The following is a 26,886-nucleotide window of genomic DNA, read 5'->3' as shown; positions in this document are numbered from 1 at the left end:
TTGAAAGGGGAGGGCGGGCCTATCCGGCCTGATCCTGCGCCTTGAACATGCCGCCCCGCGCCTTGCGCGCGGCGATGATGCCTTTGCCCAGGGCCAGCGTGTAAAGCTCCAATTCGCCCAGGATCGCATCCGCCGCCGCCGGTTCCCGGCGAGCGATGGCATCGGTCAGCGCGGTGTGAAACCCGACGATGCGCTCGCGCGAACGGGCAGAGAAAGTGATCATGTTCATAAGAGGTTGCATCGCCTCAACCGCGCCCGCGAGCTGGTAGGACAGGATCGGGTTCTTGGCCGCATCCACCAGCGCCCGGTGCAGCGCCACGTCCGAGGCGCAGAAAGCCTCGTCCGACAGGCCCGGCGCGCTCTGCCGCGTGATTTCCGCCCGCATCCGCGCCAGATCGCCGTCGTCGCGGCGCTCGGCCGCCAGCGCGGTGCAGGCGCGTTCGAGCGAAAAGCGCGCCTCGCAGGCGACGTCGAAACTCACTTCGTTGATCGACAAAAGCAGTGTCGAGGACGTGGCGTGCAAGGCCTGCGCCTCGGTGTAGGACAAGCGCCGCACAAAGGCCCCGCCGAACGCGCCGCGCTCCGTGCGGATCAGCGATTGCGCCGCCAGTTTCTTCAAGGCTTCCCGCACCGTGGGCCGCGATACATCAAATCGCTCGGCCAGATCCGATTCGGACGGCAGCCGCTCATCCGCCGTCAGCTCCCCGGTCAGAATCGCATCCCTGAGCGCCTTGGCAATTTGCGCAGGAAGGTCAGTGCCTTGTTTTTGCTTGTCTGTTTTCATTTGTCTTACATTTAAATGTCAGGCATTTTGGTTTCAAGACCCGGGCAGCGGAACCGGGCGGGAGGAACGACTTGCTGGCCATCTCTATCAGATCAATGCGGCGCACGCACTGGATTGCGTTCTTTGGTGGGCTGGGTGTGTGCTGGTTGCTGCTGTTTTTCATGGCGGTGCCGGATGAGCTGCGCATGCTTGAAGCAACCTACGGCGGGGCACTGATCGAGGCGCTCTGCTCTGGATTGTTTGCCACCTCGGATCTCGGCGGGGCCTTTGCCATGTGGGTGCTGATGAGCGCGGCGATGATGGCGCCGACGGCCTTGCCCGCGCTGGCCACCTACGAAGACCTCGGCCATGTCACCGCAACCGGCTTCTGGCGGCTGCTGGGCGGCTACCTGCTGGTCTGGGTTGGCCTGTCCGCGCTGGCCGCGCTGGCGCAGGTCGGGCTGTACCGCGCCGGGTTGATCGGGGCGCTGGGGCAGAGCCTGTCTGTGCCGCTGACCGCCGGTCTGCTTGTTGGCGCGGGGCTCTACCAGTTCAGCGCGCTCAAGGACGCCTGCCTGTCCCGCTGCCGCGCACCGCTGACCTTTTTCATGCAGCATTGGGACGAAGGCCCGTTCCGCAACGGCGTCCGGCTGGGCCTTGATTGCGTCGGCTGCTGCTGGGCGCTAATGGCGCTGGCCTTCGTCGGCGGCACCATGAACCTGATGTTCATGGGGCTGGCCATGCTGCTGATGGCTTTGGAAAAACTGCCCGATATCGGGCGCTACATAACCCGGCCGCTGGGCGTGGTGCTGATTGCATCGGGCCTTGCTCTGCCGCTGTTTTCTTAGGGAGGAGAGACACCCCATGGCATTTGACGCCGCAAGCATCCCCGACTGGTCCATCAAGGGCGAGTTGATCCTGAACTGCAACTGCACCGTGTTCTGCCCCTGCGTGGTCAGCCTCGGCAAACACCCGCCCACCGAAGGCTATTGCCAGGCGTGGTCCGGTGTGCGCATCGACGAAGGCACGTTCGGCGATGTGGACCTGTCCGGTCTGAACGTCGGGTTGATGCTGGAAATTCCGGGTCTGATGGCGCGCGGCAACTGGAAAGCGGCAGCCTATATCGACGATCGCGCCAGCGACGAAGCCTATGATGCGCTGGTCGCCATCTTCTCCGGTGCGGCGCGCGGCACCACCGGGCTGTTCTCGCTGCTCGTGTCCGAGTTCCTCGGCGCCGAACGCGCGCCGGTGGTTTTCGAGACCGAAGGCAAGGCCCGCCGTCTGATGGTCGGTAAGAAGATCCAGGGTGAGGTTGTCCCGGTCGAAGGCCACGGCGGCGAAGACATCGTGGTGACCAACACCGAATACTGGATGGGTCCCGACATCACCGTTGCCACCGCCACCAAGGGCCGCGTGCGCGCCTTTGGCCGGGTCTGGGATTTCGATGGCCGTTCGGCCGAGATCTGCCAGATCGACTGGCGCGGACCGCGCTGACGCGCAAGAGGGGGCAGGATCATGGCTCTGATATCGCCTTCGCGCCGCCTGCGGCGCACCCCTTTCTCCGATGGCGTCGAAGCCGCCGGGGTAAAGGCCTTCACCGTCTACAACCACATGCTGCTGCCCACGATGTTCCGCAGCGTGGAGGAGGACTACCACCACCTCAAGGAGGCGGTGCAGGTTTGGGATGTGTCCTGCGAGCGGCAGGTGGAACTGCGCGGGCCGGATGCGGCGCGTCTGGTCCAGCTGCTCACGCCGCGCGATCTGCGTTCCATGCTGCCGGGGCAGTGTTACTACATTCCCATCGTCGATGAGACCGGCGGGATGCTGAACGATCCGGTGGCGGTGAAACTGGCCGAGGACCGCTGGTGGATTTCCATCGCGGACAGCGATCTTCTCTATTGGATCAAAGGCTTGGCCTATGGCTATCGGCTTGATGTTCTGGTCGATGAGCCGGACGTCTCGCCGCTCGCCATTCAGGGGCCGAAGTCGGATGATCTCATGGCGCGGGTCTTTGGCGATCAGGTGCGCGACATCCGCTTCTTCCGCTTCATGCCGCTGGATTTCCAGGGCCGCACGCTTGTTGTGGCGCGCTCGGGCTACTCCAAGCAGGGCGGCTTCGAGATTTACGTCGAAGGCAGCGACATCGGCATGGACCTTTGGAACGCGCTGATGGAAGCGGGCCGCGATCTTGATGTGCACGCGGGCTGTCCGAACCTGATCGAACGCATCGAAAGCGGGCTGCTCAGCTACGGCAATGACATGACCGACGACAACACGCCGCACGAATGCGGGCTTGGCAAGTTCTGCAACACGCAGACCGCCATTGGCTGCATCGGGCGCGACGCCCTGCTGCGCGTGGCCAGCGAAGGCCCGGTCAAGCAGATCCGCGCTCTGGAGATCGGCGGCGGGCCGGTGCCCGGCTGTGACCGCTGGTGGCCGATCAAGGCGGGCTCCAAAACCGTGGGCCGGGTGTCCTCTGCCGCCTGGTCGCCGGACTTCAACACCAATGTCGCCATCGGCATGGTCCGCATGACCCATTGGGACGCGGGCACCGAGCTAATCGTGGAGGCCCCCGATGGCCTGCGCCCCGTCACCGTACACGAAACATTCTGGAATTAACCTCTAAGGAAGCCCCCATGTTCAAAGCACTGCTCGTCGAGAAAAACGAAGAGGGTAAAACCTCCGCAAGCGTCACAGAGGTCAGCGAAGACCAGCTGCCCGAAGGCGATGTGACCGTTGCGGTGGAATACTCCACCGTGAACTACAAGGACGGGCTGTGCATCGGGCCGGGCGGCGGTTTGGTCCGCAACTACCCGCATGTGCCGGGGATCGACTTTGCCGGGACCGTCGAGTCCTCCGATGACGACCGCTACAAGCCCGGCGACAAGGTGGTGCTGACCGGCTGGCGCGTGGGTGAGAACCGTTGGGGGGGCTATGCCGAGAAAGCGCGGGTCAAGGCCGACATGCTGGTGCCGCTGCCCGACGGGCTGACCACGCGTGCCGCCATGGCCGTGGGCACCGCCGGTCTGACCGCGATGCTGGCGATCATGGCGCTGGAAAAGCAGGGCATCAAGGATGGCCCGGTTCTGGTGACAGGCGCGGCGGGCGGCGTGGGCTCCGTCGCAACGGCGATCCTTGCCAAGCTTGGCCATGAGGTGGCGGCTGTCACCGGGCGGCCCGATCAGGCCGACTATCTCAAGAGCCTTGGCGCAAGCCAGATCGTGGCGCGCGAAGAGCTGACCGAAGTGACCCGCAAACCGCTTGAGGCCGAAGTCTGGGGCGGCTGCGTCGATGCAGTGGCCGGTGCCATGCTGGGCCGTGTGCTCAAGCAGATGAAATACGGCTCCTCTGTTGCGGCCATCGGCCTTGCGGGCGGGGCGGCCATCGACGGCGCGCTGATCACACCCTTCATCCTGCGCGGCGTGAACCTTCTGGGCATCGACAGCGTCATGCAGCCGTTTGAGAACCGTCAGGCGGCGTGGCAGCGGGTTGCCTCTGACCTGCCGATGGATGTGCTCGAAGCCATGATCCAGCCCGCCACGCTGGGCGACCTGCCGCAACTGGGCAGCGATATTCTCAAGGGCCAGGTGAAAGGCCGTGTGGTGGTGGACGTCACCGCGTAAGCGCGGCCAAACCCCAATCCGAGGACACAAACGGAGACAAGACCAACGACACCAAACCCCAGCGGGAGAAACCCGCGGGACAACAGGGAGGAAGACCCATGGCCGGGATACCGGGAAGGATGACAGGTTTGCCTGTCACGGGACGCAAAGGCGCATTCTGCACAAGCATCCGCGCGGCAAGCCGCCGGGTGCGGGATGCAGAGGCGGCGTTTCTGCCCGCCATGGGACTGGATTGAACAAGACGGCCTCCGGGGGACACCCCCCGGGGGCCTTTTTTTGGACCGGAGGCGGCGCGGCTCTGGCCTCAAGACAAGAATAGTCACGCGCCATTAAGGGAGGACCCAATGAATTTAAGACCTGATCCGACATTCCATGCGACCCCCAAGCTCGCCATGGAAGCCCCGGCGGAAACGCTGGCCTTTACCCTCATGCTGTCGCCCGATGGCAGCCAGCCCGATGGGCTTGCGGTGGTCGACGTGGACCCGACCTCGGACACCTACGGCGAGATCGTTCATTCGCTTTTCATGCCCAACAAGGGAGACGAATTTCATCACTTCGGCTGGAACGCCTGTTCGTCGGCCCTGTCGCCGCTGACCGGCCACGCCTTCCTCGAACGGCGCTACCTGATCATTCCTGGCATCCGCTCCAGCCGGATCTACGTGATCGACGTCAAGGAGCCGCTCAAGGCGAAGATCCACAAGATCATCGAGCCCGAAGAACTGTTTGAAAAGACGGGATATTCCCGCCCGCACACCATCCACTGCGGTCCTGAAGGCATCTATGTCAGCACGCTCGGCGGCGCGGGCGAAGATGGCACCGACGGGCCTCCGGGCATCTTCATCATGGATTGCGAGACCTTCGATATCCTTGGCCGCTACGAGATGGACCGGGGTATTCAGGACAAGCACTATGACTTCTGGTGGAACCTGCCACGCGACTACATGGTCAGCTCCGAATGGGGCCTGCCGCCGCAGTTCGAAAACGGCATTGTCGCCGAAGACCTCTTGTCGAACAAATACGGCCATTCCATCCATTTCTGGGACCTGCGCGGGCGCAAGAACGTGCAGACCATCGACTTGGGCGAAAACCACCAGATGGCGCTGGAAATCCGCCCGGCGCATGATCCGGCCAAGCAATACGGCTTCTGCGGCGTGGTGGTGGATACAACCAACCTGCAAGGCGCGATCTTCACCTGGTGGCGCAATGACGATGGCACCTTCGAGGCCAAGAAGACCATCACCATCGACCCGCAGCCCGCGGACCCGGACGATCTGCCGGAGCTGCTCAAGGGCTTTTCGGCGGTGCCGCCTCTGGTGACGGACATCGACCTGTCGCTGGACGACAAGTACCTCTACGTCGCCTGCTGGGGCACGGGGGAGATGCATCAATACGATGTCTCCGACCCGATGAATCCAGTGCTGGCGGGCAAGGTCGAGATTGGCGGCATCGTCAAGAAGACCAAACACCCGAACGGCAAGGAGTTCGGCTATGGCCCGCAGATGGTCGAGATCAGCCGCGACGGAAGCCGCGTCTACTGGACCAACTCGCTCTATTCCACGTGGGACGATCAGTTCTATCCGGGCGAGCGCGGCGCGGCGATGGTGATGGCCAAGAACGACGGCGACGGCTTTGCGCTTGATCCGGCGTTCTGGGTCGAGTTCCCCGAAGGCTACCGCAGCCACCAGATCCGGCTTGAGGGCGGCGATTGCTCGACCGACAGCTTCTGCTACCCCTCCGCTTGACGTGGAATGGATGACAGAGACGGCGGCCCTGTGGTGGGCCGTCGTCGGCATCGGAATATATCACGGGATCAACCCCGGCATGGGCTGGCCTCTGGCCGTGTCTTCGGCCTTGATGGAGCGCCGCGCCTCGGCCTTGCCCGGCGCACTGGCGGCGCTGGCGGGCGGGCATTTCGTGTCGATGACGGCGATCCTGCTGCCATTTTCGCTGATGGTGGCGCTGATCGACTGGGAACGCGAGATCCGCATTGTTGCGGCGCTGGTGGTGATCAGCATGGGGGTGTTCCTGCTGATTTATCGGCGGCACCCGAAGTTCCTGTCGCGCGTGCCGCCCTCCAAGCTTGCGCTCTGGTCGTTTCTGGCGGCGCTGGCGCATGGGGCGGGGCTGATGCTTGTGCCGATGTATCTTGGCCTGTGCGAGATCGACGCGCTCGACACCGGGCATCAGGCGGCCCTGTCGCTGATGGCCTCAAACGTCGGCACGGCCCTGATGGTCGCCGCCGTGCACACCGCCGCCATGGTTGTGGCAGGCGGCGCTTTGGCGGTTTTGTTCTACCTCTGGCTTGGGCTGAAGTTCCTGTCGAAGACGTGGTTCAACCTCGATCTGCTCTGGGCGGTCTCGCTCTGCGTGGTCGGCGGGATCGGGCTGTTCGAGGCGCTCCGGGGCAGCGCCGTCTGACCTGACGGCGCCTCAAGCCAACCCTGAAACGCGTTGACCAAGCCCTTGCACGATCCCCGGCAAGGCATGGAAGTCGTCAAAGCTGACCGTGCTTGGCATGTCCGCAACCGCCGTTTTGCGATAGCCGCGTTCAAACAGGGCAAAGGGCGTCTTGGCCCGCACCGCCGTCTCCGCGTCCACCTCGCTGTCACCCACATAAAGCACTGGCTGGCCGGGCAGGGCGTCGAAACTGGCGTGCAGCGGCGCGGGATCGGGTTTCTTCACCGCAAGACTGTCCCCTCCGATCACCACATCGAAAAACCTTGTCAGATCAAGCAGGTCCAGGATCTGCAGCGACGGCGCATGCGGTTTGTTTGTACAGACCCCAAGGCTGTATCCCGCCCCCTTCAACTGCTCCAGGGCGGTGACAACACCCGGAAAAGGCGCCGACAGATCCGCCGGATGCGCGGTGTAATGGGCCAGCATGCTGGCGCGCCATTCCTCTTCGCGCGCAGGATCGAGCCCGCAATGGGCCATGGCCTGCCGCACGAAATTCGGAATGCCGTGGCCGACAAAGCTGATCGCCGTGGCCAGATCAATCGGGTCGCTTCCGGCGTCGGCCAGCATCCGGTTGGCCGCCGCGTGAATGTCCGGTGCGGTGTCGATCAGCGTGCCATCAAGGTCAAAAACAATCGCGCCGGGCATTATGGTTTCCATTTGATCGAGCAGCCCATGGACGGGACCTGCTCCGCCGGGCCTCGCCCGGTTTCGGCCACCTGCTGCATCGCCTCGAACAGATCGCGCCGCGCGGTGCTCGGATCATCGCCCATGCGCGCCGCATCCAGCCGCCCGCGATATTGCAACTCAAGATCGGCGTTGAAGCCAAAGAAATCCGGCGTGCACACCGCGTCATAGGCGCGGGCCACCTCCTGGCTTTCGTCGTAGAGATAGGGGAAAGGAAAGCTGTGCTGCTGCGCCATCATCTGCATCCGGTCAAAGCCGTCCTGCGGGTAGCGCGTGGCATCGTTCGAAGAAATCGCCGCCACGCCAATGCCGATCTCTGCCAGGTCCCGGGCATCGCGGATGATCCGGTCCAGCGTGTTCAGAACAAAGGGGCAATGGTTGCAGATGAACATCACCAACGTGCCGCGCGGGCCTTTGATCTCGTCCAGGCTCAGAACCCGGCCATCGGTTGCGGGCAGCGAAAAGCTCGGGGCTTTCCGGCCAAAATCACAGACGGGGGGTGTGGCGGCCATGTCAGGTCTCCTTCTGGGAACACGCGTGGGGTGTCAGGCTACAATCGGTATAGCCGGGCGGCATGGGGTGGCAAGCGGTTAACCGGTTTGGCCTTGGCGGCGCGGGCAAGGCCGCACGGTGGTGCAAGCGGGCGTTAACCTTTGCCCGGCAGGTTTGGCATCGGTACCAACAGACCTTCGGATTGATCCGCATCGGCCCTGACAAGGCCAAAGCGGGCTGCCCCAAAGGGGGATATTCGATCTGATCAGACGAATAAGCCGGGAGATAAACACCCCCGGCCATGATGATCCGTCACTGGCGGCCGCCTTTTTCAGGCTTTTGACATCAAAATCAGGCAAATCCCCGTCCGGCGAGCATCGCCGTGGCGGGCGTCGGCGCATGGCTCTGAGAGTGTTCGGTTAGGATTTGTTAACCTTTTCGGTGTTAACCTTTTTGTCGGCCAAAAATCCGGGTTTCAGGGGAGGACATTGCGTGACAGAGGCACCCATCTACGGCACGCCCGCGACGCCCGGTTGAGGCGCGCGGCGCTGATCGGGGCGAGATCCTGGGCAAGGCGCAGCCGCTGCGCCGCAACAGGGTCCGTTAACCCGGCGCGCCCATGTTGCGAGAGGCAGAGCATCGATGACGACACGCCCAGACATGAGCCTTGAACGCCTCGTTCCGGCCGGGGTGTTCCTCATCGTCATCGTGGTCACGGCGGTGTTTCAGACGGCTTATCGCGGCATCCAGGAGGAGCGCCGCTCTGCTGAGGTCCGTGTGGCGGCAGAAAGCTTTGCCGCGCGGCTGGAGACCCATGTCACCGCGCGCCTGAACGCCGGGCAACTGCTTGGCCGCCGCTTTGTTGAGAAGGAAGACGCCACCGCCGAGACCTTCCGTGCCGAAACCGCTCTGCTGCATGAATTGTTCCGTGATTTCCAAGCCCTGAACTGGGTGGATTCGAGCGGGATCATCCGGATCGTCACGCCCGAAGAGGGCAATGGCGCGGCGCTCGGGTTGAACCTGCGGCTTCTGCCGGTGCCCGCGCAGGCCCTCGCAAGCGCCGCGCAGACCGGCACCCTGCAGGTCACACCGCCGCTCACGCTGGCGCAGGGTGGGACCGGTTTCGTGGCGTACGTGCCGGTGTCCAATGCCGAAGCCAGTGTAGGCTTCATCAATATTGTCTTTCGCGCCGAGCCGCTGATCCGCAACGCCGTGGGGCCGGATATGGCGCGGGCTTTTGCGGTGCGCGTTCTGGACGGCGAGGCGCCGCTGTTCACCTCCGGGCGGGCCATGTTCCGGCCGGGCTCCTACGCACTCCGCACGATCCCGGTGGCGGGGCGCGCATGGCAGTTGCAGGTGGCCCGCAACCCGGCCGCCGCCGCTCCGGCAGGCAGCTACGTGGATGAGGCTATCTTGCTGGGCGGCGCGCTGCTCGCGGTGCTCCTCGGCATGTTGAGCCACATGCTGATCGCCCGGCAATCGGCGCTGCACGACAGCCGCAGCCGCTTTCGGGATTTCTCTTCAGTCAGCTCGGACTGGTATTGGGAGACGGACGTGCAAGGGCGCGTCACCTGGGTCTCCAAGGGTATCGAGGCTTTCTATGGCAAGTCCCGGCACGCTCTGATTGGCAAGACCCGCGCGGACGTTCGGGAAGCAGGTCACGACGAGGAAGCCTGGGCCGCGCATCAGGCGGATCTTCGGGCGCATCGCGCTTTCCGTGACTATATCTACGCCACCCGCGTGCGCGGCGAGCAACGCTGGGTGCGGGTGTCCGGCGTGCCGGTGTTCGATAGATCCGGCACCTTCCAGGGCTACCGGGGGGCTGGCTCTGACACCACCGATCTGGTGCGGTCCCGCGGCGCGGCAGAGACCGCCAACGCACGGCTGGCCATGGCGGTGGAAGGGTTAAACGAGGTGTTCAGCCTGTGGGACGAAGACGACCGGCTGGTCTTTGGCAACCGCATTTTCCGAGAGCTGAACAGCACGATCCCGGAGGTCACGGTGCCGGGCACCCGCTTTGAAGACTACCTGCGCGCCGGGGTGCAGGCCGGTCACATGCCCGATCTCGAAGGCTGCGAGGAAGAGTTCATCCGCGACAGCCTCGCCCGGCGCCATGCCCCGGATTCAGGGCCATTCGAGGTTGAACGGACGGACGGCACCGTTCTGCTGCTGAACGAACAGCGCCTGCCGGAAGGCGGGATCATCACCACCGGTCAGGACATCACCCAGCAAAAACGCAACGAAGCCGCGCTGCGCGCCAGCGAAGAGCGCCTTGCGATGGCCAGCCAGCAGCTGTCGATCTGGGACTGGGATGTTGACGAGGACATTCTGTACATGTCGCCGGGCTTTGCCGAGCGGCTGGGTTACAGCGCCGAGGAATTTGCCGCGATCAAGGCTGACAGCGTGTCAACAATCATCCATCCCGACGATGTGGAGAGCTATTGCGAAAAGCTTGAACATCACCTCGTGAACCCGGCCTCAACCTTTGTGAACGAACACCGCTTCCGCACCCGGGACGGCGATTACCGCTGGTTCCTCGCCATCGGGCAGACGGAGCGCGACGCCGATGGCAAATCCGTGCGCTCCACCGGCGTTTTGACCGACATTCACGAACGGGTCGAGTTGCAGAACGCGCTGCGGCAGGCCCAGAAGATGGAGGCGATCGGCAATCTGACCGGCGGCGTTGCGCATGATTTCAACAACCTGCTGACCATTATCCTCGGCAATCTCGAACTGATCCGTGAATGTTATGATGCGCCCGAAGCGCGCGAGCTTGTGGAGGCGGGCATCACCGCCACCCAGCGCGGCGCGGATCTGGTCCGCAACATGCTCGGCTTTGCGCGCAAGTCGCGGCTGCAACCGGCAGAGGTCAATCTGAACGATCTGCTGGACAACACCGCCTCCTGGGTCACGCGCACCTTGCCCGAGACCATCACGCTCGACACCCGGCAGGAGCCGGCGCTCTGGGAGGTCAGCGTCGATCCGACCCTGACGCAGAACGTCATCCTGAACCTTATCCTGAACGCGCGCGATGCCATGCCCGAAGGCGGCAGGCTTTTTGTCGAGACCTGCAATGTGCATCTCAAGACAGCCGAGAAGGATGCGGACGGCGACGATATTGCGCCGGGCCGCTATGTGCGCCTGACCGTGCGCGACACCGGCAGCGGGATCAGCCGCGCCGATCTTGGCAAGGTGTTCGAGCCGTTCTTCACCACCAAACCGCCCGGTGCCGGGTCCGGCCTTGGCCTGTCGCTGGCACATGGCTTCATGAAGCAGTCCGGAGGCGCGGTGCGGGCTTATTCCCCGAAGGGGAAGGGGGCGGTGTTTGAACTGCTGTTCCCTGCCACGGGCGCAGAGCCGCGCGTGGACCGCGCGCCAAAGCCCGAAACCCCGCCGCACCGCGCCGCGTCGGGGCGGATATTCCTTGTGGAGGACGAGGCGGAGGTGCTGAACGTGCTGACCCGGATGCTGTCGCGGGCGGGCTACACCGTCACCACCGCCACATCCGGGGACGAGGCGCTGGCACAGTGGGAGCAGATCAAAACCGTGGACCTCGTGATCACGGACATCGTCATGCCGGGCAAGCTTCAGGGCACGGACCTTGCGGCGGAACTGCACAGGCGGCGCCCTGATCTGCCGATCATCTTCCTGTCGGGCTACGCCGCCCACGCGCAGGGCGACGGCCCGGCCGTCCCGCCTGGCAGCCTGCGGCTGATGAAGCCGGTGGCCAAGACCGCGCTGCTTGATGCGGTGGAACAGGCTCTGAGGCTGGTCGCAGCGTGATTGCGGGGGTGTCCCGGACTTGATCCGGGACCTCTTGATCAGCAGATAAGCCGCGTCATCGACGGGCCGTGGTACGGCGATCTTCCCTCAGTTCTCCTTGATTTATCCCAGCCGCTGGCGCGCTAACCATGTGTAGCTCGATACCTCAACCCAATCGCCGTGCCGCGGGAACGGCCCGTCGATGGCGCGGCGGCCTGCGGCCTTGATTCCGCGCCCGAGGTGCGGAGAACAGTTGCCAAGCGCTCAAAACTTCCGGCCCCCAACCCAGAGCGTCTCTGCTCACGGACAGGTACGTCCTAGAGGAACGGCAGCGTCACCAGCTTGGCATCGCAGGGGCCGCTCGGGCGCTGGATGGTGACGGTGGTGCCAACTGCGATCTGCGAAGAGATCAGCGCAAAGCCGATGTTGGCTTTCATCCGCGGTGACCAGATGCAGTTCGTCATGTCGCCAATCTTGTCCCCGTCCAGCGTGATCCCTTCCCAGGCAAAGCCGAGCGGGGCCGGGGTGTCGCCCTCCAGCACCAGCCCCAGCTGTTGCCGCGCCGGGCCGGTTTCGCGGACCCGCTGCAAGGCTTCAAGGCCAATGGTATCCTCCGGCACGGTCAGATCGGTGAACCGCGCCATGCGCACCTCGAACGGGTTGGTGAAGGCATCGGTGTCGCTGCCGATGGACAGCAGCCCGCTTTCGGTGCGCTCCGGCGTTTGCGGACTGCCCGGCCCGATCCCCCAGGGCTGCCCGGCCTCCTTGAAAATGCGCCAAAGCTGGCTGCCCTTGGTGCCGTCGCAGAGGTAGATCTCGAAGCCGCCCTGTTTCGAGTAGCCCGAGCGCTGCACCACCACCGGGATGCCCGCGATCTCGGTCTCGCGGAACCAGAAATATTTCAGATCGCGCACCCAGTCGCCCAGCACATGCGCCACCACGTCTTCTGCCTTTGGCCCCTGCAACGCCATGGGCGAGACATCCGGGTGCGAGACCTCCACGTCATACCCCGCCGACATGGCGATGGTCTCGGACCAGAGCCACATGTCGCTGTCGGCGATGGACATCCAATAGAGATCATCCGCCAGTTTCATGATGATCGGATCGTTCAGGATCGTGCCTTTGGCATTGCACAGGGCGACGTATTTGCCTTGCCCGATGGCGCAGGTCGACAGATCGCGCATGGCAAGGCGCTGGGCGAGGCGGGCGGCGTCCGGGCCTTTGAGCTGCACCTGCCGCTGCACGCCCACGTCCCATTGCGACACCCCTTCGATCAGCCGCCAGTACTCTGCCTCCCGGTCGCCGAAAGACGACGGCATGATCATCGAATTATAGAGCGAGGCCGAGGTCATGCCCTCTTCGACACAGATGTCATAGAACGGCGAAGGCTTCAGGCGGGCGTTGGGGAAAACTTGGAACATGGGCGTTTCTTTCGGTAGGAACGACGGAGATCAGATCTGAACCCAGACACGGCCACCGTGAACCTTGACCGGGTAGGTGGCAAGATCGGTGGAGGCGGGGGCGGAGAGAGCCTTGCCGGTGCAGATGTCGAACCGCCCGCCATGCAGCGGACATTCGATCACGCAGTCCATGACCAGCCCGTCTTCAAGGCTCTGATCCTCATGGGTGCACATCAGATCGGTGGCAAAGAAACCCTGGTCGGTGTTGTAAATCGCGATCCTGCGGCCCGCGTATTCCCAGGCGATCAGGTCTTCTGTGTCGATGTCATCGGGGGCGCAGGCGTCTATCCATTGGCGCATGATGGGCTCCTGAGGTTGGCTGCGGGTCGGCGTGGTTAAGCCGGGCGTGTCTGACGGGTGGCTGAGGTCATGGGTCCGGCGCATCTCACATCGTCCGTTTGGCAACCTGCTGCACCGGCCCGCCTTTGGTGATCATATGCGGGGCCTGCCGGATGCTGGCCGCTTTGGTGGGCAGCCCCAGAGAGCGGCGCAGCGTGACCCCCAGCACCTCCCAATTGGTGCGGACAAAGCCGGGATCCGGCTCCGGCACCTGATCCTTCACCGCCTCTGCCAGCTTGGGCAGCGCGTGAAACGGCACGTTGGGATAGAGGTGATGTTCGACGTGGTTGTTCATGTTCATATAGAGAAAACGGCTCAGCCAGTGGCCCCGAAAGGACCGGGTGCTGTCGAGAATGGACGGCGCGTTTTCCTGCAGTTCCACATGCTGGATGAGCGTGAACAGCAGCATCACCGGCGCGCCGAGCACGCGCGGGATGGCGAGGAACCAGATCGGCCACCAGAGGCCTGCAAAAGGCGAGAGGGCAATCAGCGCATAAAGGGCCAGCATGATGCGCGCATTGCGGGTCATTTTCGGGAATTCCGCTTCGGGCGTGACCATACGCATGGTCTGCGAATAGCGCCGCAGGGCGAGGCTGACAAAAACCTGCATGTGAAAGCGCAGCAGCGCAAAGCCGCTGATCTCCGCCAGCCAGCCGCCAAAGCCCATGGGCGTGTCAAACGGCATCTGGCTGTCCTTGCCCACGTGCCATGTGTGGGTGTGGTGATTGGTGTGGGTGAAACGCCGATGTAGCGGCTCTTCCATGTAGATCAGCGAGGTCACCCAGAGCACGGTCTCATTGATCCAGCGCGCGGCCCCTAACCGAAGGGTATTTCCTGCTCTCGCCATCGGATTTTGTCCAGACCGACGCGTCACGGGCGTTTCAGGACTGGCTCTCCGAGGAACGGGCGGGGAATGATTAAGGCGAAGGGACCGAAGCCCCTTCGCCACGCTGATCAGGGCGCCAGCACGGGATGAGAGGGGGGCTGGCGGCGGACATGCGGGGTGCCGCCGTCCGGTCCGGCCTGATCATCGTCCTCCATCGCCCGGCGCATATCGTCCAGATCCGGGCTGTGCATGAGACGCAAGCCGCTGTTGCGGAAGACAAAGGTAAACATCTTGGGTCTCCTTATGCGCTTTGCACCGGCAGGCGTGTGCGGTCGGGGCTGCGCACAAGGGCCGAGTAATAGGCGATCTGATCCTTGAGCCGCAGCTTCTGGCGCTTGAGGCTTTGCAGGACGGAACTGCAGGGCACGGGGCGTTGCAGCTCGTCGTCGATCTTGACCGCCAGGCTGTGATGACGGCGGCGCAGCTCTGCCACTTTCGCCGCGATTGCGTGAATTTTTCTGGCGGGGATCGTTTCCATCGGGAACTCCTTTTGCGGTACGGAACAAGGCGGGCCACCGGGCCTGCCCCCATGATCTGGGTGTTTTTGTTGATCGGAAGAAGGCAGAGAAGCCTGAAAGTTTGATCGGCTTTTCCTATATTGCAGGGAAAGACCCCGAGGAGCCTGCCATGTCCGGTGACATTACCCTGCGCCAGCTGACCTATTTCGCCGCCCTTGCCGAGGCGCGCCATTACCGGCGCGCCGCAGAGCGGGTGGGGGTGAGCCAGCCGTCGCTGAGCCAGCAGATCATCGGGCTGGAGGCGGCTCTGGGCGTGAGCCTCGTGGAGCGCGGCCAGCGCGGGGCGGTTCTGACGCCGCAGGGGCGGACCATTCTGGCACAGGCGCAGCGCGTGCTGGAGGAGACCCGCGCGTTGCAGGCGCTGGCGCAGGACGCGCGCGACGGGGTGAGCGGCACGATCCGGCTTGGCTCGACCCCGACGCTCGGGCCGTATCTGCTGCCGCATGTGATGCGCAGGCTGCACGGGGCCTTCCCGGACCTGAAGGTGATCGTGCGCGATGCGGCCCCGGCGGTGTTGCAGGAGGACCTGCTGAGCGGCCAGCAGGACCTGATCCTGACGCAGCTGCCGGTGGCGTCAGGCGATACGGAGGTGCTGCGGCTGTTTCGCGAGCCACTGAAACTGGCCATGGCGCGCGACCATCCGCTGGCGGCAAAGGCGGACATCGCGGATGCGGATCTGGAGGGGCAGGACGTACTGTCCTTGCCCGATGCGTTCCGGCTGCACGCGCAGGTGGCGCAGCTGTGTGAGACACTTGGCGCGCGGCTCAGGCGCGACTACGAGGGCACCAGCCTTGATGCGCTGCGCCAGATGACAGCGCTCAACATGGGGGTCAGCTTCCTGCCCGCGCTCTACGTGCGGTCCGAGGCCTCACAGGAGGCGGGGGACGTGGCGGTGCGCCCGTTCCGCAACGATGCGGTGACGCGCAGCATCGGGTTGGCCTGGCGCAAACGGTCTGCCCATCGCCGGGTGATCCACCATATGTCGGACGTGATCGGCGCCGTGGTGCGCGAGGTGTTTGCCGGGCATGTCACGCCGGAAGGTTAGGGGGCGTCTGCATTTGCCACGCGCCGCCTGTTTCAGTCCAAAATTGCTCCTCACAAGGCATTCGAGCGCAGGACGAGCCCGCACATGCAAGCTCAAATAACGCAGGGAGGGGCGTTTGCGCGGGAAAACAGTCCCCCGGACTGTTTTCTGATCCGCTGAACTTGGCGAAACCCTGTAAGGGCGCGGCGGATTTTGCCCTGCGCCGCGTTTTCTGTCGCTGAAAGTATGGATACTTCGGCGCGCCGTACGGCGGACAAACGATCCACTGGATCGTTTGTTTACCCGCCTACCCTTGCTCAGAGCAAAATCCGTCTCGCGCAGGCGGCGCGTGGCAAACGCAGACGCCCCCTAGGGCCCGGCCCCGCCGCTCACAGGTAACGCAGCCGGTGTTTGGCCAGCAGGCTGACGATGATCGACTTGGCGTGCTGGCGGTGGCGGCGGTGGACCGCGCGGGCGAGGGTGGCATCGCCCGAGGCGATGGCCTGAAGCACCTGACGGTGGTCCTCGTTCGACTGGGTCGGCAGCGGGCGCATGAAAAGTGTGGTTTTGCGGGCGCGGCGGACCTGATCGATCATCATGCCGACGATCCCGGCGATCCGGCTGTTGCCGCCCAGGTGCACCAGTTCTGCGTGGAAGCGGTCATCGGCGGCGGCCCAGGCTTCGAGATCCTGTTCGGCGATGGCCACGTCCATATCGTCGATGGCCTCGGTCAGCAGCCGCAGCGCGTCCGCGTCATAGCCCGCTTCGGCGGCGCGCTGGGCGGCGAGGCTTTCGAGCTCGGTCAGCACATCGTAAATCTCGGCCATGTCCTCGGGCGAAACCGGCAGGATGCGCACGCCCTTGCGCGGGCGCAGTTCCAGAAGGCCCTGACCTTCCAGCGTCAGAACCGCCTCGCGCACCGGGGTGCGGGACATGTTGAGCAGGCCAGCCAGTTCGGATTCCAGATGGTCGGAGCCTGCGGGCAGGTCTCCGGCAAAGATCTTTTCGCGGAGTTCATGCAGGGCGCGTTGGGAACTGGAAACCGGCTTGTCTGGCGCTTTGCTCAAGTCTGTCTCACCTCTTGTTTCTGGCCGGTCTCCTGCGCCGCGTAGATCGCCTGTTCGATGCGCGTGACCGTCACGTAATCCGCCGCCGTGTTTTCCAGCGGTGTTCCGTCCAAAACGCCAGAAATCACGTGGCTTTGCAAGGCATGCACGCAATCGCCGCCAAACCCGTCCCATGTGTCGGGAGGCAGAAGCGTCTCTTCCTCCTGTTCGCCGAAGCGGCGGAGCCGGACAGAGCCGTCGCCCAAAAGCCGGATCGTGCCAGCGGTGCCTTCGATCAGGGCCTCGCCCATGGTGCGGCGCAGGTTGTCCGCCGCGTGGTCGAGATGGCGGTTACCGTCAAACAGCGCGCGCGCCCCGCCCGGATGTTCAAACAGGATATGCCCGGCATCTTCGCCCGCGATGGCCGGGTTGAGCCGCCGCAGGTCCGCATAGACCGACAGCGGATCGCCCAGCAGGTAGCGGAACGTATCCACCCAGTGCACGGCGGTTTCATGCACCAAGAAGCGCGGCATGGTCTGAAAGTAAGGTTGCCGGTCAAGATAGGCGCGGGGGCCTTGCCCGTCGCCGGGGCGCAGGCGGAAGGTGATCTGATGCACCGCGCCGATCTCGCCTGCGTCGAGGCTTTGCTTGATCCGGCGATACCACGGCTGGAAGCGGAAGTTTTCATGCACGATGATGGTGGCCCCGGCGGCCTCGGCCTCGGCGACAATCGTGCGGGCCTCGTCCAGCCCGGTGCAGAACGGCTTTTGGCAGATGATCCATTTGACCCCGGCGGCAAGCGCGGTGCGCAGCGCCTCGGCCTGCGCCACGGGTGGCAGGATCACGTCCAGAAGATCGGGCTTTTGCGCGGCCAGCATGGCGGAGAGGTCGTCATAGGCGGGCAGGCCGGTGGCCTGTGCCTTGGCAATGTCGGAATCGCAGGCGGCAACGGGCCGGGCGCGCGTCATGCGCGCCCAGCTGCCATAGTGGAACTGGCTGAAGTAGCCGGCGCCGACGCAGGCGACGCGGACGGGAGGGGCGGCGGTCATGCGGCGAACAGAATGTCCGCGACCGCGCGGGCGGCCTCTTCGGTGCCTGCGGTGCCGCCAAGATCGCGGGTCAGGCTCTGGCCATCCGAGACCACGCGGTCCACCGCATCGCGGATGCGCGCGGCATCGGCGCTGAGCGCGGTATTCAGATGTTTGGTGCCGAGCCAGTCGAGCATCATCGCGGCCGAAAGGATCATGGCCAGCGGATTGGCCAGCCCTTGCCCCGCGATGTCGGGCGCGGAGCCATGGCAGGGCTGGAAGACCGCATGATCGAGGCCAATGTCGGCAGATGGCGCAAGCCCGAGCCCGCCCATGAGACCGGCGCCAAGATCGGAGAGGATGTCGCCGAACATGTTTTCGGTCACCAGCACGTCGAAGGCCCAGGGTTTCTGCACCATCCAGAGCGCCACGGCGTCCACATAGGCGTGATCGGCGATCAGGTCCGGATTCTGGCTGGCCTCGGCATCGAAAATCTCGCGGAAGAAGGCGAAGGCGCGGAACACGTTGGCCTTGTCGACGCAGGTCACCTTGCCCGGCCCGCGCCCCGTGGCCTTGCGGGAGGCGGCGAGGGAGAAGGCGAAGCGGAAGAGCTTTTCCGAGATGTCGCGGGTGATCAGCAGCGTCTCGCGCGCCTCGTCTTTGGTGACCTCGCCATTGCCCTGCGAGAAGAACAGCCCTTCGGTGCTTTCGCGGATCAGGACAAAGTCGATGGACTGGCCTTCGGGCAGGTTCAGGGGCGAGCGTTGTCCGGCGCGCACGGAGACGGGCCGCACCCCGGCAAACAGGGTCAGCGCCTTGCGCAGGTCGATCTGGGGCGAGATTTCCGTGCCATCGGGGTAGCGCACATCCGGCAGGCCCATGGCAGACAGCAGGATTGCATCGGCGCGGCGGGCGATCTCCATCGAGCGATCCGGCAGCGATTCGCCGGTTTCGGCATAGAGGCTGGCCCCGGCAGGCGCGGCGGTAAAGCTCAGCGCGTAATCCGGCGATGCCCCGGCCAGCCGTTCGAGGATTTTCACTGTCGGCGCTGTGATTTCAGGGCCGATTCCATCCCCGTCAAAAACCGCGATCTCAAAAGTCTGTGTCATTCGGGGCCTTCCTTCGTGCCGTATCAAGCCTGTTTTTCAGAGGTTTCGCAACATAAGTTGACAATGGATGTATTAATGCATACGCAAATAAATGCAAACACGAATCCATAACCTTTGGGAGGAAGACGGATGAAACGAGGAATTGGCAAGCTGACCGCCGTGGCGGCAATGATGATTGGCCTTGGGAGTGCGGCTGCGGCGCAGGATTACCCGTACCGCGACATCACCACCGCGGTGGTCTGGGGCGCAGGCGGCGGCACGGATTCCATCAACCGCATGATCATGGCGGAAATGGAAAAGCACCTGCCGGTGTCGATCAACGTGATCAACCAGACCGGTGGCGTGGCGGGCTCGAACGGCATGGTTTACGTGATGAACCAGCCCGACGACGGTTACACGCTGGTTGGCCTGTCGGAATCCAACGTGACCGCCGCGGTGCAGGGCGGCTGGGACAAGAAGTTCGACTACTGGTATCCGTTCATCGTGGGCGGCTCGCCTGATCTGATCTCGGTTCCGGCGGACAGCCCCTATGGCACGTTGCAGGAGCTGGTCGATGCGGCCAAGGCCGCGCCGGGCACCATTCCCGCCGCCGCTTCCGGCGCGGGTTCGATCCACCACCTGAACCTGCTGGCGATCGAAAACGGCGCGGATGTGACCTTCAACTTCATCCCCTACAAAGGCTCTGCGCCGGGACAGGAAGCGGCGCTGGCGGGCGAAGTGGCGCTTGTGGTGACCTCGCTGGCGGAGCAGGCGGCGCTGATCGAAGGCGGCAAGCTCAAGCCGCTGGCCATGCTGACCCCGGAAACCGCCGAGATCGCGGGCATGACGGTGCCGTCGGCTTTCGACATCTATGACGGGCTGGACGCCTATCTGCCGCTCAAGCAAGCGATTGGCTTTGCGGTGCACAACAGCGCGTCCGATGACGTCAAATCGGCGCTTGGCACGGCCTTCGAGGCGGCGATCGCCTCGGACGTGGTGGCGGACTGGGCCTCGGCCAACAACTACGACGTGGGCGGCCAGTACGGCGAAGAGGCACAGGCGCTGTTCGAGACGCTCGAAGCCAACTTTGCCTACACGCTCAAGGAGCTGGGTGCGACCACGGTTGATCCGGCTTCGCTCGGCATCGACAAGCCCTGATCCCCAATCACGGGTTCCCCATGCGGGCGCAGCGCGCGCCCGCATGACGGCCCGAACGACTGTTTGAGGCATTGTCCATGCAAGACGATATCGCCACCCTGCGCGCCCGGGATTTCTGGGGATCCCTGGTGCTGACAGGGCTCTCGCTATTTTTCCTCTGGCGCACGTTTGACATTCCGCTCTGGGGTGAGAACCGCGCGGGGGTCAGCTCTGCGCAATGGTACAATTCGGCGGCCATCGTGCCGCTGGGCATCTTCTCGGCGATGCTGGTGCTCTCGCTGATCCTGATGGTCATCGCGGTCCGCGCTGGTGGCGCCAGATCGGCCCTGAGCCGGATCGGGATTGGCTGGGACGGGGCGGAGGCGCTGCGTTTCGGCGCGATTGCCGTGATCCTGTTTTTCTACATCATCGGATTGGTGCCGCGTGTGGATTTTATCATCAGCAGCGGGCTTCTGATCACTGCGCTGACCTTTGGCTTCTACAGGGGAGAGCCGCGCCGCATGATCCTGTCGGCGCTCGCCGTGGCGATCTGCGGGGCTTACGCGCTGCTGCGGCATCTGCCGCAGGCGGAATGGCGCGCCCATGACGATGATGTGCTGGCGCTGGGGATCTGGCTGGGCCTGACGCTCTGGGCGGCGATGCAGGCGAAGGGCGATAGGGTGCTGAAAGCGCTGCCTGTGATTGCCGTCGTCGCGCCGGTGCTGCTGGTCTGTGCCATGGCCTTCGGATTTCGCCAGAACGTGCCGAACCGCGGCGGGCTGATCTTTGCCCAGATCGAATACCATTACTACGTGACCCTGCGCCCGCTCTGGAGGCCATGACTTGGACTTTGTACTGACCCAACTGGCGGGCTTCGGCTCTGCGATGAGTGCGCTGATCATCGACCCGCTGACCTACATCTACCTGATCGTTTCGGTGTTCCTCGGGATCACCTTTGGCGCCTTGCCGGGGCTGACGGCGACGCTGGCGGTGACGATCCTCACCGGCTTTTTCGGCAACAAGGTGCCGCTGGATTATTCGCTGATCGCCCTGCTGGGTGCTTATGTGGGGGCGATCTATGGCGGGTCCTACCCGTCGATCCTGCTGAACATTCCCGGCACCGCCGCCAGCGCCGCCACGGCGATGGACGGCTATCCGCTGGCCAAGGCGGGGCGCGGCGGAGAGGCGCTCGGGCTGACCACCACGGCGAGCTTCATCGGCACGCTGATCGGGACGCTGGCGCTTTTGATCTTTGTCTGGCTGCTGCTGCTCTTGTCGCAGAACATTGCCAGCCCGGAGAAGGCCTTGCTGGCGCTGTTCGGTATCCTTCTGTCGGGGACGCTGATGTCCGAAGATCTGGTGGTCAAAGGCTGGATTTCCGGGCTGATCGGGCTGGCCATGGCGATGGTGGGCCTCGACCCGCTGCTGAGCGAGCCGCGCTACACGTTTGACTGGTCCTACATGCTGAGCGGGTTTCAGGTGGTGCCGGTCCTGATGGGGGCCTTTGCGGTGCCGCAGATCATGGACGGCATGCGCCACATGGAACTGGGGCAGGTCACCGAACTCAAAGGGCGCATCGTGCCCAACCTGCGGCAGGTGCGCCGGTATCTGCCGACCATCTCGCGCTCCGGCGTGATCGGCACCGGCGTGGGCGCGCTGCCGGGTGTGGGCGAGGACGTGGCGGGCTGGGTCAGCTATGGCGTCGGCAAATCGGTGAGCCGCGAAGGCGACAAGTTCGGTAAAGGTTCGCTCGAAGGGCTGCTGTCATCGGAGACCGCCAACAACGCCTGCATCGGCGGCGCGCTGATCCCGCTTCTGGTGCTCGGCATTCCCGGATCACCTCCGGCGGCGGCGCTGATGGGGGCGTTCAAGATCAACAACATCATCCCCGGTCCGACGATTGATCCGGAGATCATCCTGCGGGTTGTGGCGATCATGGTGCTGGCCTCGCTGACCATGTTTGTCATGGGGCTGTTCACCGCGCGGATTTTCATCAAGATCCTGCAGATCCCCAAGGTGGTGTTCCTGCCCATCGTCATGGTGCTGACCACCATCGGCTCGTTCAGCGTGGGCGGCGGCATCAACGATCTGTACCTGATGCTGGGGGTGGGTTTTGTGGCCTATTTCATGAACCTGCAGAAGTTCCCGATTGCGCCGCTGGTGATCGGGGTGATCCTTGGCAGCCTGTTTGACGAGACCTTCCGGCGGTCCTTGCTGATCTCGAATGGCGATCTGTCGGTATTTGTTTCGCGCCCCGTGGCCGCGATCCTGCTAGGGTTGAACCTGGCGTTGATCGCCAGCCAGATTCCCTTGGCCAAGCGGATGTTTCAAAGACTGAAAAGGAAAGCCGTCTCATGATTGCAGTCACCGTGACCTTCGAGCTTCATCAAGGACAGGAGGCGGCGTTCCTGCCGCTGGTTCAGGCCAATGCGCGCACCTCGCTGGAGGACGAGCCGGGGTGCCGGCAGTTCGATGTCTGTCATGATGCGGCGCGCCCGGGAGAGGTGTTCCTCTACGAGCTTTACGACAGCCGCGCGGCCTTTGACGATCATCTGGCCACCGCGCATTTCAAGGCGTTTGACGCGCAGGTGGCGGATATGGTGGCGGACAAGACAGTGCGGATTTTTGGTGAGGTTGTGCAATGAGCGCCTGGGAAGTCTACGCGATCAAATACGCGGACCGGAATGCGCGGACGCGGGCAGACAGTTTCATCTTTGACGACAACCACGATGCGCCCCACGCGATGGATTATTTCATCTGGGTGCTGCGGCGGGGCGACGAGGTGATCCTTGTGGACACCGGCTATGACGAGGAAGAGGCCGCCGCGCGTGGACGGCCCATCCGCACCCATCCGGTCATGGCGCTGGCGCCTCTGGGGATCAAGCCGGAGCAGATCACGCAGCTGATTGTCACGCATCTGCACTATGACCATGCGGGCGGGCTGCACCTGTTTCCCAACGCAACGCTGCATGTGCAGTCGGCGGAGATGGCCTATGCCACTGGCCCCTGCATGTGCCACGAGACCTTGCGCAAACCTTTTACCGCCGGGCACATCTGCGAAGTGGTCAAGCGGCTCTACAGCGGCAAGGTGATCTTCCACGAGGGCGATGCGGAAGTGGCGGAAGGCGTGACCGTGCATTGCATCGGCGGGCACAGCCGGGGGCTGCAGTGCGTGCGGGTGCGCACGCAGGCGGGTTGGCTGGTGCTGGCTTCGGATGCGTCGCATTACTATGAAAATGTTTTTGCCGAAAAGCCGTTCCCGATTGTGGTCGATCTGCAGAACATGCTCGACGGTTTCAAAACGCTGCACCGGCTGGCCTCGGAGCCGGGGCTGATCATACCGGGGCATGATCCGCTGGTGCGGGCGTACTTTCCGCAGGCCATCGCGCCGGACATTCATCGGTTGGATCTTGGCCCGAGCAAACCTGTGCTGCCATGAAGATCGGTGTCATTGCGGATGATTTTACCGGGGCTTCCGACATTGCCCTGACCCTGGCCGAAGCGGGCATGCGCGTGGCGCAGTTCAACGGCGTGCCGGAGGGCGACGCGGCGGCGGGGCTGGATGCGGGCGTTGTAGCGCTCAAATCGCGCACCGCGCCGGTGCAGGAGGCCGTGGCGGAGTCGCTCGCGGCCTGTGACTGGCTGTTGGGGCAGGGGGCGGCGCAGATCGTCTCGAAAGTCTGCTCGACCTTTGACAGCACGGAGGCGGGCAACATCGGTCCGGTGCTGGATGCGCTGGCAGACAAGCTGGGGGCGGGGGCCGTGCCGGTCTGCCCGGCTTTTCCCGAAAACGGGCGCAGCGTGTATCAGGGGCATCTGTTTGTCGCGGATCGGCTGCTGAACGAAAGCGGCATGGAAGACCATCCGCTGACCCCGATGAAGGATGCGGACATCCGGCGGGTGCTGGCGGCGCAGACCACGCGCCCGGTGGGGCATGTGGCGGCTGGCACGGTGTTGGCCGGTGCGGATGCAATCCGGGCGGCGATGCCGCAGACGGGCTTCGTGATCGTGGATGCCATCACCGACGAAAACCTGATCGAGATCGGCCGTGCGGCGCGGGGCATGCCCCTGCTGTGCGGCGGGTCGGGGATCGCGCTGGGTCTGCCCGGCAACTTTGGTCTCGGCCCGCGCCAACCTGCGTGGCATGCGGCCCCGGGCAAGGGGGTTGTCCTGTCCGGCTCGTGCAGCCGGGCGACGCGGGGGCAGGTGGCGCGGTATCTGCAAGACGCCCCATCGCGCGAAGTGACGGCGCAGGAGGCCGTTGACGGAAGCATCGACATCGCGGCGTTGGCGGACTGGGTTCTGGCGCAGGAGCGCGCGCCGCTGGTCTATTCCTCGGCCGACCCCGAAGTTGTGCGCGCGGCGCAGGCCGCGTTTGGCCGAACCCGCGCGGCGGATGCCATCGAGGCGGTGTTTTCCGAGCTGGCGGCCACCCTTGTGGCGCGCGGGCTTACGCGGCTTGTGGTGGCGGGGGGCGAGACTTCGGGGGCGGTGACAACGGCGCTGGGCCTGACATCGCTCACCATCGGACCGCGCGCCGCGCCCGGCGTGCCGCTGGTCAGCGCGAAAGGGATCGCGCTTGCGTTGAAATCCGGCAATTTCGGCGGCCCGGACTTCTTCCGGGAGACCCTCGCGCTGATGGAAACGGATCACTGATACCCGGAGGCCGGCGTGAGCCGGGCGCATGCCGTCAGCCCCCCGCGCCGTCAGGTGTGGGGGTTTCTTTTGCCTGCGCCTTTGATTGTTCCGTTGCCGTTCCATGGCTGTTCCGTTGCGTAATCGATTTCAAGAAATGTGACCGCTTGGTAAAACTTTGCATTGTTAGCGGTCGCGGCTTGATGCAAGATCACGCCACAAGACAAGCCAAAACAATTGGCGCTTTGGGCGGACCACAAACGATCCGCCGACCAACAAGGAGAGAACCATGAAGAAAGCCACAACCCTGCTGGCCGCGGCGGCGCTGTTGTCGTCGACGGCTCTGGTCCATGCCGAAACCCTGCGCTGGGCGCGCTCGGGTGATGCGTTGACGCTCGATCCGCACGCCCAGAACGAAGGGCCGACACACACGGTGCGCCACCAGATGTATGAGCCCCTGATCATTCGCGACGTGACCGGCGCGTTTGAGGCGGCGCTGGCCACCGAATGGGCGCCGAAGGCGGATGACCCGAATGTCTGGGTGTTCAAGCTGCGCGAGGGCGTGAAATTCCACGGCGGCGAGGACTTCACCGCCGAAGACGTGGTGTTCAGCTTCGAGCGCGCCAAGCAGCCGAACTCGGACATGAAAGAGCTGATCAACTCGATCACTGAAGTGCGCGCAGTGGATGATTTCACCGTTGAGATCGTCACCGACGGCCCGAACCCGATCCTGCCCAACAACCTGACGAACCTGTTCATCATGGACAAGGGCTGGAGCGAGGCGAACAACACGGTCAACGTGCAGGATTTCGAGGGCGGCGAGATCACCTATGCCACCACAAATGCCAATGGCACCGGGGCCTATGTGCTGCAAAGCCGCGAGCCGGACGTGAAAACCGTCATGACCCGCAACGAAGACTATTGGGGCCGCGATCAGTTCCCGCTGGCCATTTCGGAAATCGTCTATACCCCGATCCAGAACAACGCGACGCGCGTCGCGGCGCTGCTCTCGGGCGAGGTGAACTTCCTGCAGGACATGCCGGTTCAGGACATCACGCGTGTGAACGGCACCGGCGGCAAGATGGTCAAGCAGGCGGCGCAGAACCGCGTGATCTTCTTTGGCATGAACCAGGGCGCGGCGGATCTTGAAGGCGACAATATCGACGGGGCCAACCCGCTGGCGGACGTGCGGGTGCGCAAGGCGATGGCCATGGCGATCAACCGCGACGCCATTCAACAGGTGGTCATGCGCGGGCAGTCGCAACCGGCGGGCATGATCTCGCCGCCGTTTGTGAACGGCTGGACCGCGGAGATGGATGGCGAGAGCGGCACCGACATTGACGGGGCCAAGGCGCTGATGGCCGAGGCGGGTTATGGGGACGGCTTCTCGATCCGACTGGACTGCCCGAATGACCGCTACATCAACGATGAGCCGATCTGTCAGGCCGCCGTTGGCATGCTCGGCCAGATCGGCATCACCGTGAACTTAGAGGCGATCCCGAAAGCGCAGCACTTCCCGAAGATCACCGACGGCAAGACCGATTTCTACATGCTTGGCTGGGGTGTTCCGACCTACGATTCGGAGTACATCTTCAACTTCCTCGTGCATGGCCGCGAAAGCGACATCGGCACATGGAACGGCACCGGTTTTGACAACGATGACCTCGATGCCAAGATCAAGAGCCTTGCCTCCAACACCGATCTCGACGCCCGCAATGCGGATATCGCCGCGATCTGGCGTGTTGTTCAGGACGAGCAGCTTTACATCCCGATCCACCACCAGGTTCTGAACTGGGCGATGGAAGAGGGGCTTGGCATTGACGTTGATCCCAACGATCAGCCGAAGGTGAAGCACTTCTCGATGAACTGACAGGGCTGGCCGCTCCGGTGATCATCGGGGCGGCCGCTTTGATCACATGACTGCGATCCGCCGGGGTCGCCGCT

The 26,886-nt window shown here is 64.1% G+C and carries 26 protein-coding genes; 15 read left to right on the top strand and 11 right to left on the bottom strand.

Going from position 1 to position 26,886, the window contains the following annotated elements:
* Positions 1 to 19 precede the first annotated feature (19 nt).
* Positions 20 to 784 (bottom strand): FadR/GntR family transcriptional regulator, encoded by a 765-nt coding sequence (locus E4662_RS05850; protein WP_136440525.1) that lies wholly within the window; start codon positions 782 to 784, stop codon positions 20 to 22.
* A gap of 95 nt (positions 785 to 879) precedes the next feature.
* On the opposite strand from E4662_RS05850, the gene E4662_RS05845 reads away from it, so the two are divergent.
* The 6 genes from E4662_RS05845 to E4662_RS05820 all read left to right on the top strand — a co-directional run bounded on the left by E4662_RS05845 (position 880) and on the right by E4662_RS05820 (position 6,804).
* Entirely contained in the window at positions 880 to 1,611 is a 732-nt protein-coding gene (locus tag E4662_RS05845) for a DUF2182 domain-containing protein (protein WP_136441033.1), read from the top strand.
* A gap of 16 nt (positions 1,612 to 1,627) precedes the next feature.
* Positions 1,628 to 2,257: a DUF1326 domain-containing protein gene (locus E4662_RS05840; protein WP_136440523.1), complete on the top strand. Its 630-nt coding sequence runs from the start codon at positions 1,628 to 1,630 to the stop codon at positions 2,255 to 2,257.
* A gap of 21 nt (positions 2,258 to 2,278) precedes the next feature.
* On the top strand, positions 2,279 to 3,382 hold the full coding sequence (locus E4662_RS05835; RefSeq protein ID WP_136440521.1) for a dimethylsulfoniopropionate demethylase: 1,104 nt from the start codon (positions 2,279 to 2,281) through the stop codon (positions 3,380 to 3,382).
* A 17-nt stretch (positions 3,383 to 3,399) separates the two neighbouring features.
* Positions 3,400 to 4,386 (top strand): oxidoreductase, encoded by a 987-nt coding sequence (locus E4662_RS05830; protein ID WP_136440519.1) that lies wholly within the window; start codon positions 3,400 to 3,402, stop codon positions 4,384 to 4,386.
* A gap of 344 nt (positions 4,387 to 4,730) precedes the next feature.
* A complete protein-coding gene (locus tag E4662_RS05825; RefSeq protein WP_136440517.1) occupies positions 4,731 to 6,128 on the top strand; it encodes a selenium-binding protein SBP56-related protein in 1,398 nt (465 codons plus the stop codon).
* A gap of 10 nt (positions 6,129 to 6,138) precedes the next feature.
* Positions 6,139 to 6,804, top strand: a complete 666-nt coding sequence (locus E4662_RS05820; RefSeq protein ID WP_136440515.1) for a hypothetical protein — start codon at positions 6,139 to 6,141, stop codon at positions 6,802 to 6,804.
* A 12-nt stretch (positions 6,805 to 6,816) separates the two neighbouring features.
* Here the strand turns inward: E4662_RS05820 and gph are convergent, their stop codons facing one another.
* Together gph and E4662_RS05810 are read right to left on the bottom strand one after the other, a co-directional pair.
* Positions 6,817 to 7,488, bottom strand: coding sequence for a phosphoglycolate phosphatase (gene gph, locus E4662_RS05815; RefSeq protein WP_136440513.1), 672 nt, complete (start codon positions 7,486 to 7,488; stop codon positions 6,817 to 6,819).
* Positions 7,488 to 8,039, bottom strand: a complete 552-nt coding sequence (locus tag E4662_RS05810) for a thioredoxin family protein (RefSeq protein ID WP_136440511.1) — start codon at positions 8,037 to 8,039, stop codon at positions 7,488 to 7,490. The genes gph and E4662_RS05810 overlap by 1 nt, the downstream gene beginning before the upstream one ends.
* A gap of 622 nt (positions 8,040 to 8,661) precedes the next feature.
* Here E4662_RS05810 and E4662_RS05805 point away from each other — a divergent pair.
* Positions 8,662 to 11,802: a PAS domain S-box protein gene (locus tag E4662_RS05805; RefSeq protein WP_136440509.1), complete on the top strand. Its 3,141-nt coding sequence runs from the start codon at positions 8,662 to 8,664 to the stop codon at positions 11,800 to 11,802.
* Between the two features lie 296 nt (positions 11,803 to 12,098).
* On the opposite strand, the gene E4662_RS05800 is transcribed toward E4662_RS05805, so the two are convergent.
* From E4662_RS05800 to E4662_RS05785, 5 genes are all read right to left on the bottom strand, one after another.
* On the bottom strand, positions 12,099 to 13,202 hold the full coding sequence (locus E4662_RS05800; protein ID WP_136440507.1) for a glycine cleavage T C-terminal barrel domain-containing protein: 1,104 nt from the start codon (positions 13,200 to 13,202) through the stop codon (positions 12,099 to 12,101).
* 30 nt (positions 13,203 to 13,232) lie between these two features.
* The gene (locus tag E4662_RS05795; RefSeq protein WP_136440505.1) at positions 13,233 to 13,541 is read right to left on the bottom strand and encodes a non-heme iron oxygenase ferredoxin subunit; all 309 of its coding nucleotides are present in this window, start codon (positions 13,539 to 13,541) and stop codon (positions 13,233 to 13,235) included.
* A gap of 85 nt (positions 13,542 to 13,626) precedes the next feature.
* Positions 13,627 to 14,427 (bottom strand): fatty acid desaturase, encoded by an 801-nt coding sequence (locus tag E4662_RS05790; RefSeq protein ID WP_136440503.1) that lies wholly within the window; start codon positions 14,425 to 14,427, stop codon positions 13,627 to 13,629.
* 107 nt (positions 14,428 to 14,534) lie between these two features.
* Entirely contained in the window at positions 14,535 to 14,696 is a 162-nt protein-coding gene (locus tag E4662_RS24010; RefSeq protein ID WP_168797905.1) for a hypothetical protein, read from the bottom strand.
* 11 nt (positions 14,697 to 14,707) lie between these two features.
* Positions 14,708 to 14,944: a YdcH family protein gene (locus tag E4662_RS05785; protein ID WP_136440501.1), complete on the bottom strand. Its 237-nt coding sequence runs from the start codon at positions 14,942 to 14,944 to the stop codon at positions 14,708 to 14,710.
* Positions 14,945 to 15,093: 149 nt separating this feature from the next.
* Here E4662_RS05785 and E4662_RS05780 point away from each other — a divergent pair, with 149 nt between their 5' ends.
* Positions 15,094 to 16,029, top strand: coding sequence for a hydrogen peroxide-inducible genes activator (locus tag E4662_RS05780; protein ID WP_136440499.1), 936 nt, complete (start codon positions 15,094 to 15,096; stop codon positions 16,027 to 16,029).
* Between the two features lie 368 nt (positions 16,030 to 16,397).
* Here the strand turns inward: E4662_RS05780 and E4662_RS05775 are convergent, their stop codons facing one another.
* The 3 genes from E4662_RS05775 to E4662_RS05765 are packed head-to-tail and all read right to left on the bottom strand — an operon-like array spanning position 16,398 to position 19,191.
* Positions 16,398 to 17,075: a GntR family transcriptional regulator gene (locus E4662_RS05775; protein ID WP_136440497.1), complete on the bottom strand. Its 678-nt coding sequence runs from the start codon at positions 17,073 to 17,075 to the stop codon at positions 16,398 to 16,400.
* Entirely contained in the window at positions 17,072 to 18,103 is a 1,032-nt protein-coding gene (locus E4662_RS05770; RefSeq protein ID WP_136440495.1) for a Gfo/Idh/MocA family protein, read from the bottom strand. The genes E4662_RS05775 and E4662_RS05770 overlap by 4 nt, the downstream gene beginning before the upstream one ends.
* Positions 18,100 to 19,191, bottom strand: a complete 1,092-nt coding sequence (locus E4662_RS05765; protein WP_136440493.1) for an isocitrate/isopropylmalate dehydrogenase family protein — start codon at positions 19,189 to 19,191, stop codon at positions 18,100 to 18,102. The genes E4662_RS05770 and E4662_RS05765 overlap by 4 nt, the downstream gene beginning before the upstream one ends.
* 129 nt (positions 19,192 to 19,320) lie before the next feature.
* Between E4662_RS05765 and E4662_RS05760 the strand changes: the two genes are divergently transcribed.
* The 7 genes from E4662_RS05760 to E4662_RS05730 all read left to right on the top strand — a co-directional run bounded on the left by E4662_RS05760 (position 19,321) and on the right by E4662_RS05730 (position 26,812).
* Positions 19,321 to 20,328 carry a Bug family tripartite tricarboxylate transporter substrate binding protein gene (locus E4662_RS05760; RefSeq protein ID WP_136440491.1) on the top strand — a complete coding sequence of 336 codons (1,008 nt, stop codon included), beginning with the start codon at positions 19,321 to 19,323 and terminating at the stop codon, positions 20,326 to 20,328.
* Between the two features lie 77 nt (positions 20,329 to 20,405).
* Positions 20,406 to 21,149: a hypothetical protein gene (locus tag E4662_RS05755; RefSeq protein WP_136440489.1), complete on the top strand. Its 744-nt coding sequence runs from the start codon at positions 20,406 to 20,408 to the stop codon at positions 21,147 to 21,149.
* A gap of 1 nt (position 21,150) precedes the next feature.
* A complete protein-coding gene (locus E4662_RS05750; protein WP_136440488.1) occupies positions 21,151 to 22,665 on the top strand; it encodes a tripartite tricarboxylate transporter permease in 1,515 nt (504 codons plus the stop codon).
* The gene (locus E4662_RS05745) at positions 22,662 to 22,952 is read left to right on the top strand and encodes a putative quinol monooxygenase (protein WP_136440486.1); all 291 of its coding nucleotides are present in this window, start codon (positions 22,662 to 22,664) and stop codon (positions 22,950 to 22,952) included. Before E4662_RS05750 ends, E4662_RS05745 begins: the two co-directional genes overlap by 4 nt.
* Positions 22,949 to 23,746: an N-acyl homoserine lactonase family protein gene (locus E4662_RS05740; protein WP_136440484.1), complete on the top strand. Its 798-nt coding sequence runs from the start codon at positions 22,949 to 22,951 to the stop codon at positions 23,744 to 23,746. The genes E4662_RS05745 and E4662_RS05740 overlap by 4 nt, the downstream gene beginning before the upstream one ends.
* A complete protein-coding gene (gene otnK, locus E4662_RS05735; protein WP_136440482.1) occupies positions 23,743 to 24,963 on the top strand; it encodes a 3-oxo-tetronate kinase in 1,221 nt (406 codons plus the stop codon). The genes E4662_RS05740 and otnK overlap by 4 nt, the downstream gene beginning before the upstream one ends.
* A 268-nt stretch (positions 24,964 to 25,231) precedes the next feature.
* Complete coding sequence (locus E4662_RS05730) at positions 25,232 to 26,812, top strand: ABC transporter substrate-binding protein (protein ID WP_136440480.1); 1,581 nt, start codon at positions 25,232 to 25,234, stop codon at positions 26,810 to 26,812.
* Positions 26,813 to 26,886 lie beyond the last annotated feature (74 nt).

This window comes from Pacificoceanicola onchidii, from assembly GCF_004804335.1.
Classification (GTDB): domain Bacteria; phylum Pseudomonadota; class Alphaproteobacteria; order Rhodobacterales; family Rhodobacteraceae; genus Pacificoceanicola; species Pacificoceanicola onchidii.
The sequence above is the reverse complement of the archived record's forward strand: the minus strand, read 5'-3'. Positions and strand labels throughout refer to the sequence as shown.

Excerpts from the sequence above, each read along its gene's own strand:
- E4662_RS05850 (WP_136440525.1), bottom strand. The coding sequence starts at position 784 with ATGAAAACAGACAAGCAAAAACAAGGCACTGACCTTCCTGCGCAAATT.
- E4662_RS05845 (WP_136441033.1), top strand. The coding sequence starts at position 880 with ATGCGGCGCACGCACTGGATTGCGTTCTTTGGTGGGCTGGGTGTGTGC.
- E4662_RS05840 (WP_136440523.1), top strand. The coding sequence starts at position 1,628 with ATGGCATTTGACGCCGCAAGCATCCCCGACTGGTCCATCAAGGGCGAG.
- E4662_RS05835 (WP_136440521.1), top strand. The coding sequence starts at position 2,279 with ATGGCTCTGATATCGCCTTCGCGCCGCCTGCGGCGCACCCCTTTCTCC.
- E4662_RS05830 (WP_136440519.1), top strand. The coding sequence starts at position 3,400 with ATGTTCAAAGCACTGCTCGTCGAGAAAAACGAAGAGGGTAAAACCTCC.
- E4662_RS05825 (WP_136440517.1), top strand. The coding sequence starts at position 4,731 with ATGAATTTAAGACCTGATCCGACATTCCATGCGACCCCCAAGCTCGCC.
- E4662_RS05820 (WP_136440515.1), top strand. The coding sequence starts at position 6,139 with ATGACAGAGACGGCGGCCCTGTGGTGGGCCGTCGTCGGCATCGGAATA.
- gph (WP_136440513.1), bottom strand. The coding sequence starts at position 7,488 with ATGCCCGGCGCGATTGTTTTTGACCTTGATGGCACGCTGATCGACACC.
- E4662_RS05810 (WP_136440511.1), bottom strand. The coding sequence starts at position 8,039 with ATGGCCGCCACACCCCCCGTCTGTGATTTTGGCCGGAAAGCCCCGAGC.
- E4662_RS05805 (WP_136440509.1), top strand. The coding sequence starts at position 8,662 with ATGACGACACGCCCAGACATGAGCCTTGAACGCCTCGTTCCGGCCGGG.
- E4662_RS05800 (WP_136440507.1), bottom strand. The coding sequence starts at position 13,202 with ATGTTCCAAGTTTTCCCCAACGCCCGCCTGAAGCCTTCGCCGTTCTAT.
- E4662_RS05795 (WP_136440505.1), bottom strand. The coding sequence starts at position 13,541 with ATGCGCCAATGGATAGACGCCTGCGCCCCCGATGACATCGACACAGAA.
- E4662_RS05790 (WP_136440503.1), bottom strand. The coding sequence starts at position 14,427 with ATGGCGAGAGCAGGAAATACCCTTCGGTTAGGGGCCGCGCGCTGGATC.
- E4662_RS24010 (WP_168797905.1), bottom strand. The coding sequence starts at position 14,696 with ATGTTTACCTTTGTCTTCCGCAACAGCGGCTTGCGTCTCATGCACAGC.
- E4662_RS05785 (WP_136440501.1), bottom strand. The coding sequence starts at position 14,944 with ATGGAAACGATCCCCGCCAGAAAAATTCACGCAATCGCGGCGAAAGTG.
- E4662_RS05780 (WP_136440499.1), top strand. The coding sequence starts at position 15,094 with ATGTCCGGTGACATTACCCTGCGCCAGCTGACCTATTTCGCCGCCCTT.
- E4662_RS05770 (WP_136440495.1), bottom strand. The coding sequence starts at position 18,103 with ATGACCGCCGCCCCTCCCGTCCGCGTCGCCTGCGTCGGCGCCGGCTAC.
- E4662_RS05765 (WP_136440493.1), bottom strand. The coding sequence starts at position 19,191 with ATGACACAGACTTTTGAGATCGCGGTTTTTGACGGGGATGGAATCGGC.
- E4662_RS05760 (WP_136440491.1), top strand. The coding sequence starts at position 19,321 with ATGAAACGAGGAATTGGCAAGCTGACCGCCGTGGCGGCAATGATGATT.
- E4662_RS05755 (WP_136440489.1), top strand. The coding sequence starts at position 20,406 with ATGCAAGACGATATCGCCACCCTGCGCGCCCGGGATTTCTGGGGATCC.
- E4662_RS05745 (WP_136440486.1), top strand. The coding sequence starts at position 22,662 with ATGATTGCAGTCACCGTGACCTTCGAGCTTCATCAAGGACAGGAGGCG.
- E4662_RS05740 (WP_136440484.1), top strand. The coding sequence starts at position 22,949 with ATGAGCGCCTGGGAAGTCTACGCGATCAAATACGCGGACCGGAATGCG.
- otnK (WP_136440482.1), top strand. The coding sequence starts at position 23,743 with ATGAAGATCGGTGTCATTGCGGATGATTTTACCGGGGCTTCCGACATT.
- E4662_RS05730 (WP_136440480.1), top strand. The coding sequence starts at position 25,232 with ATGAAGAAAGCCACAACCCTGCTGGCCGCGGCGGCGCTGTTGTCGTCG.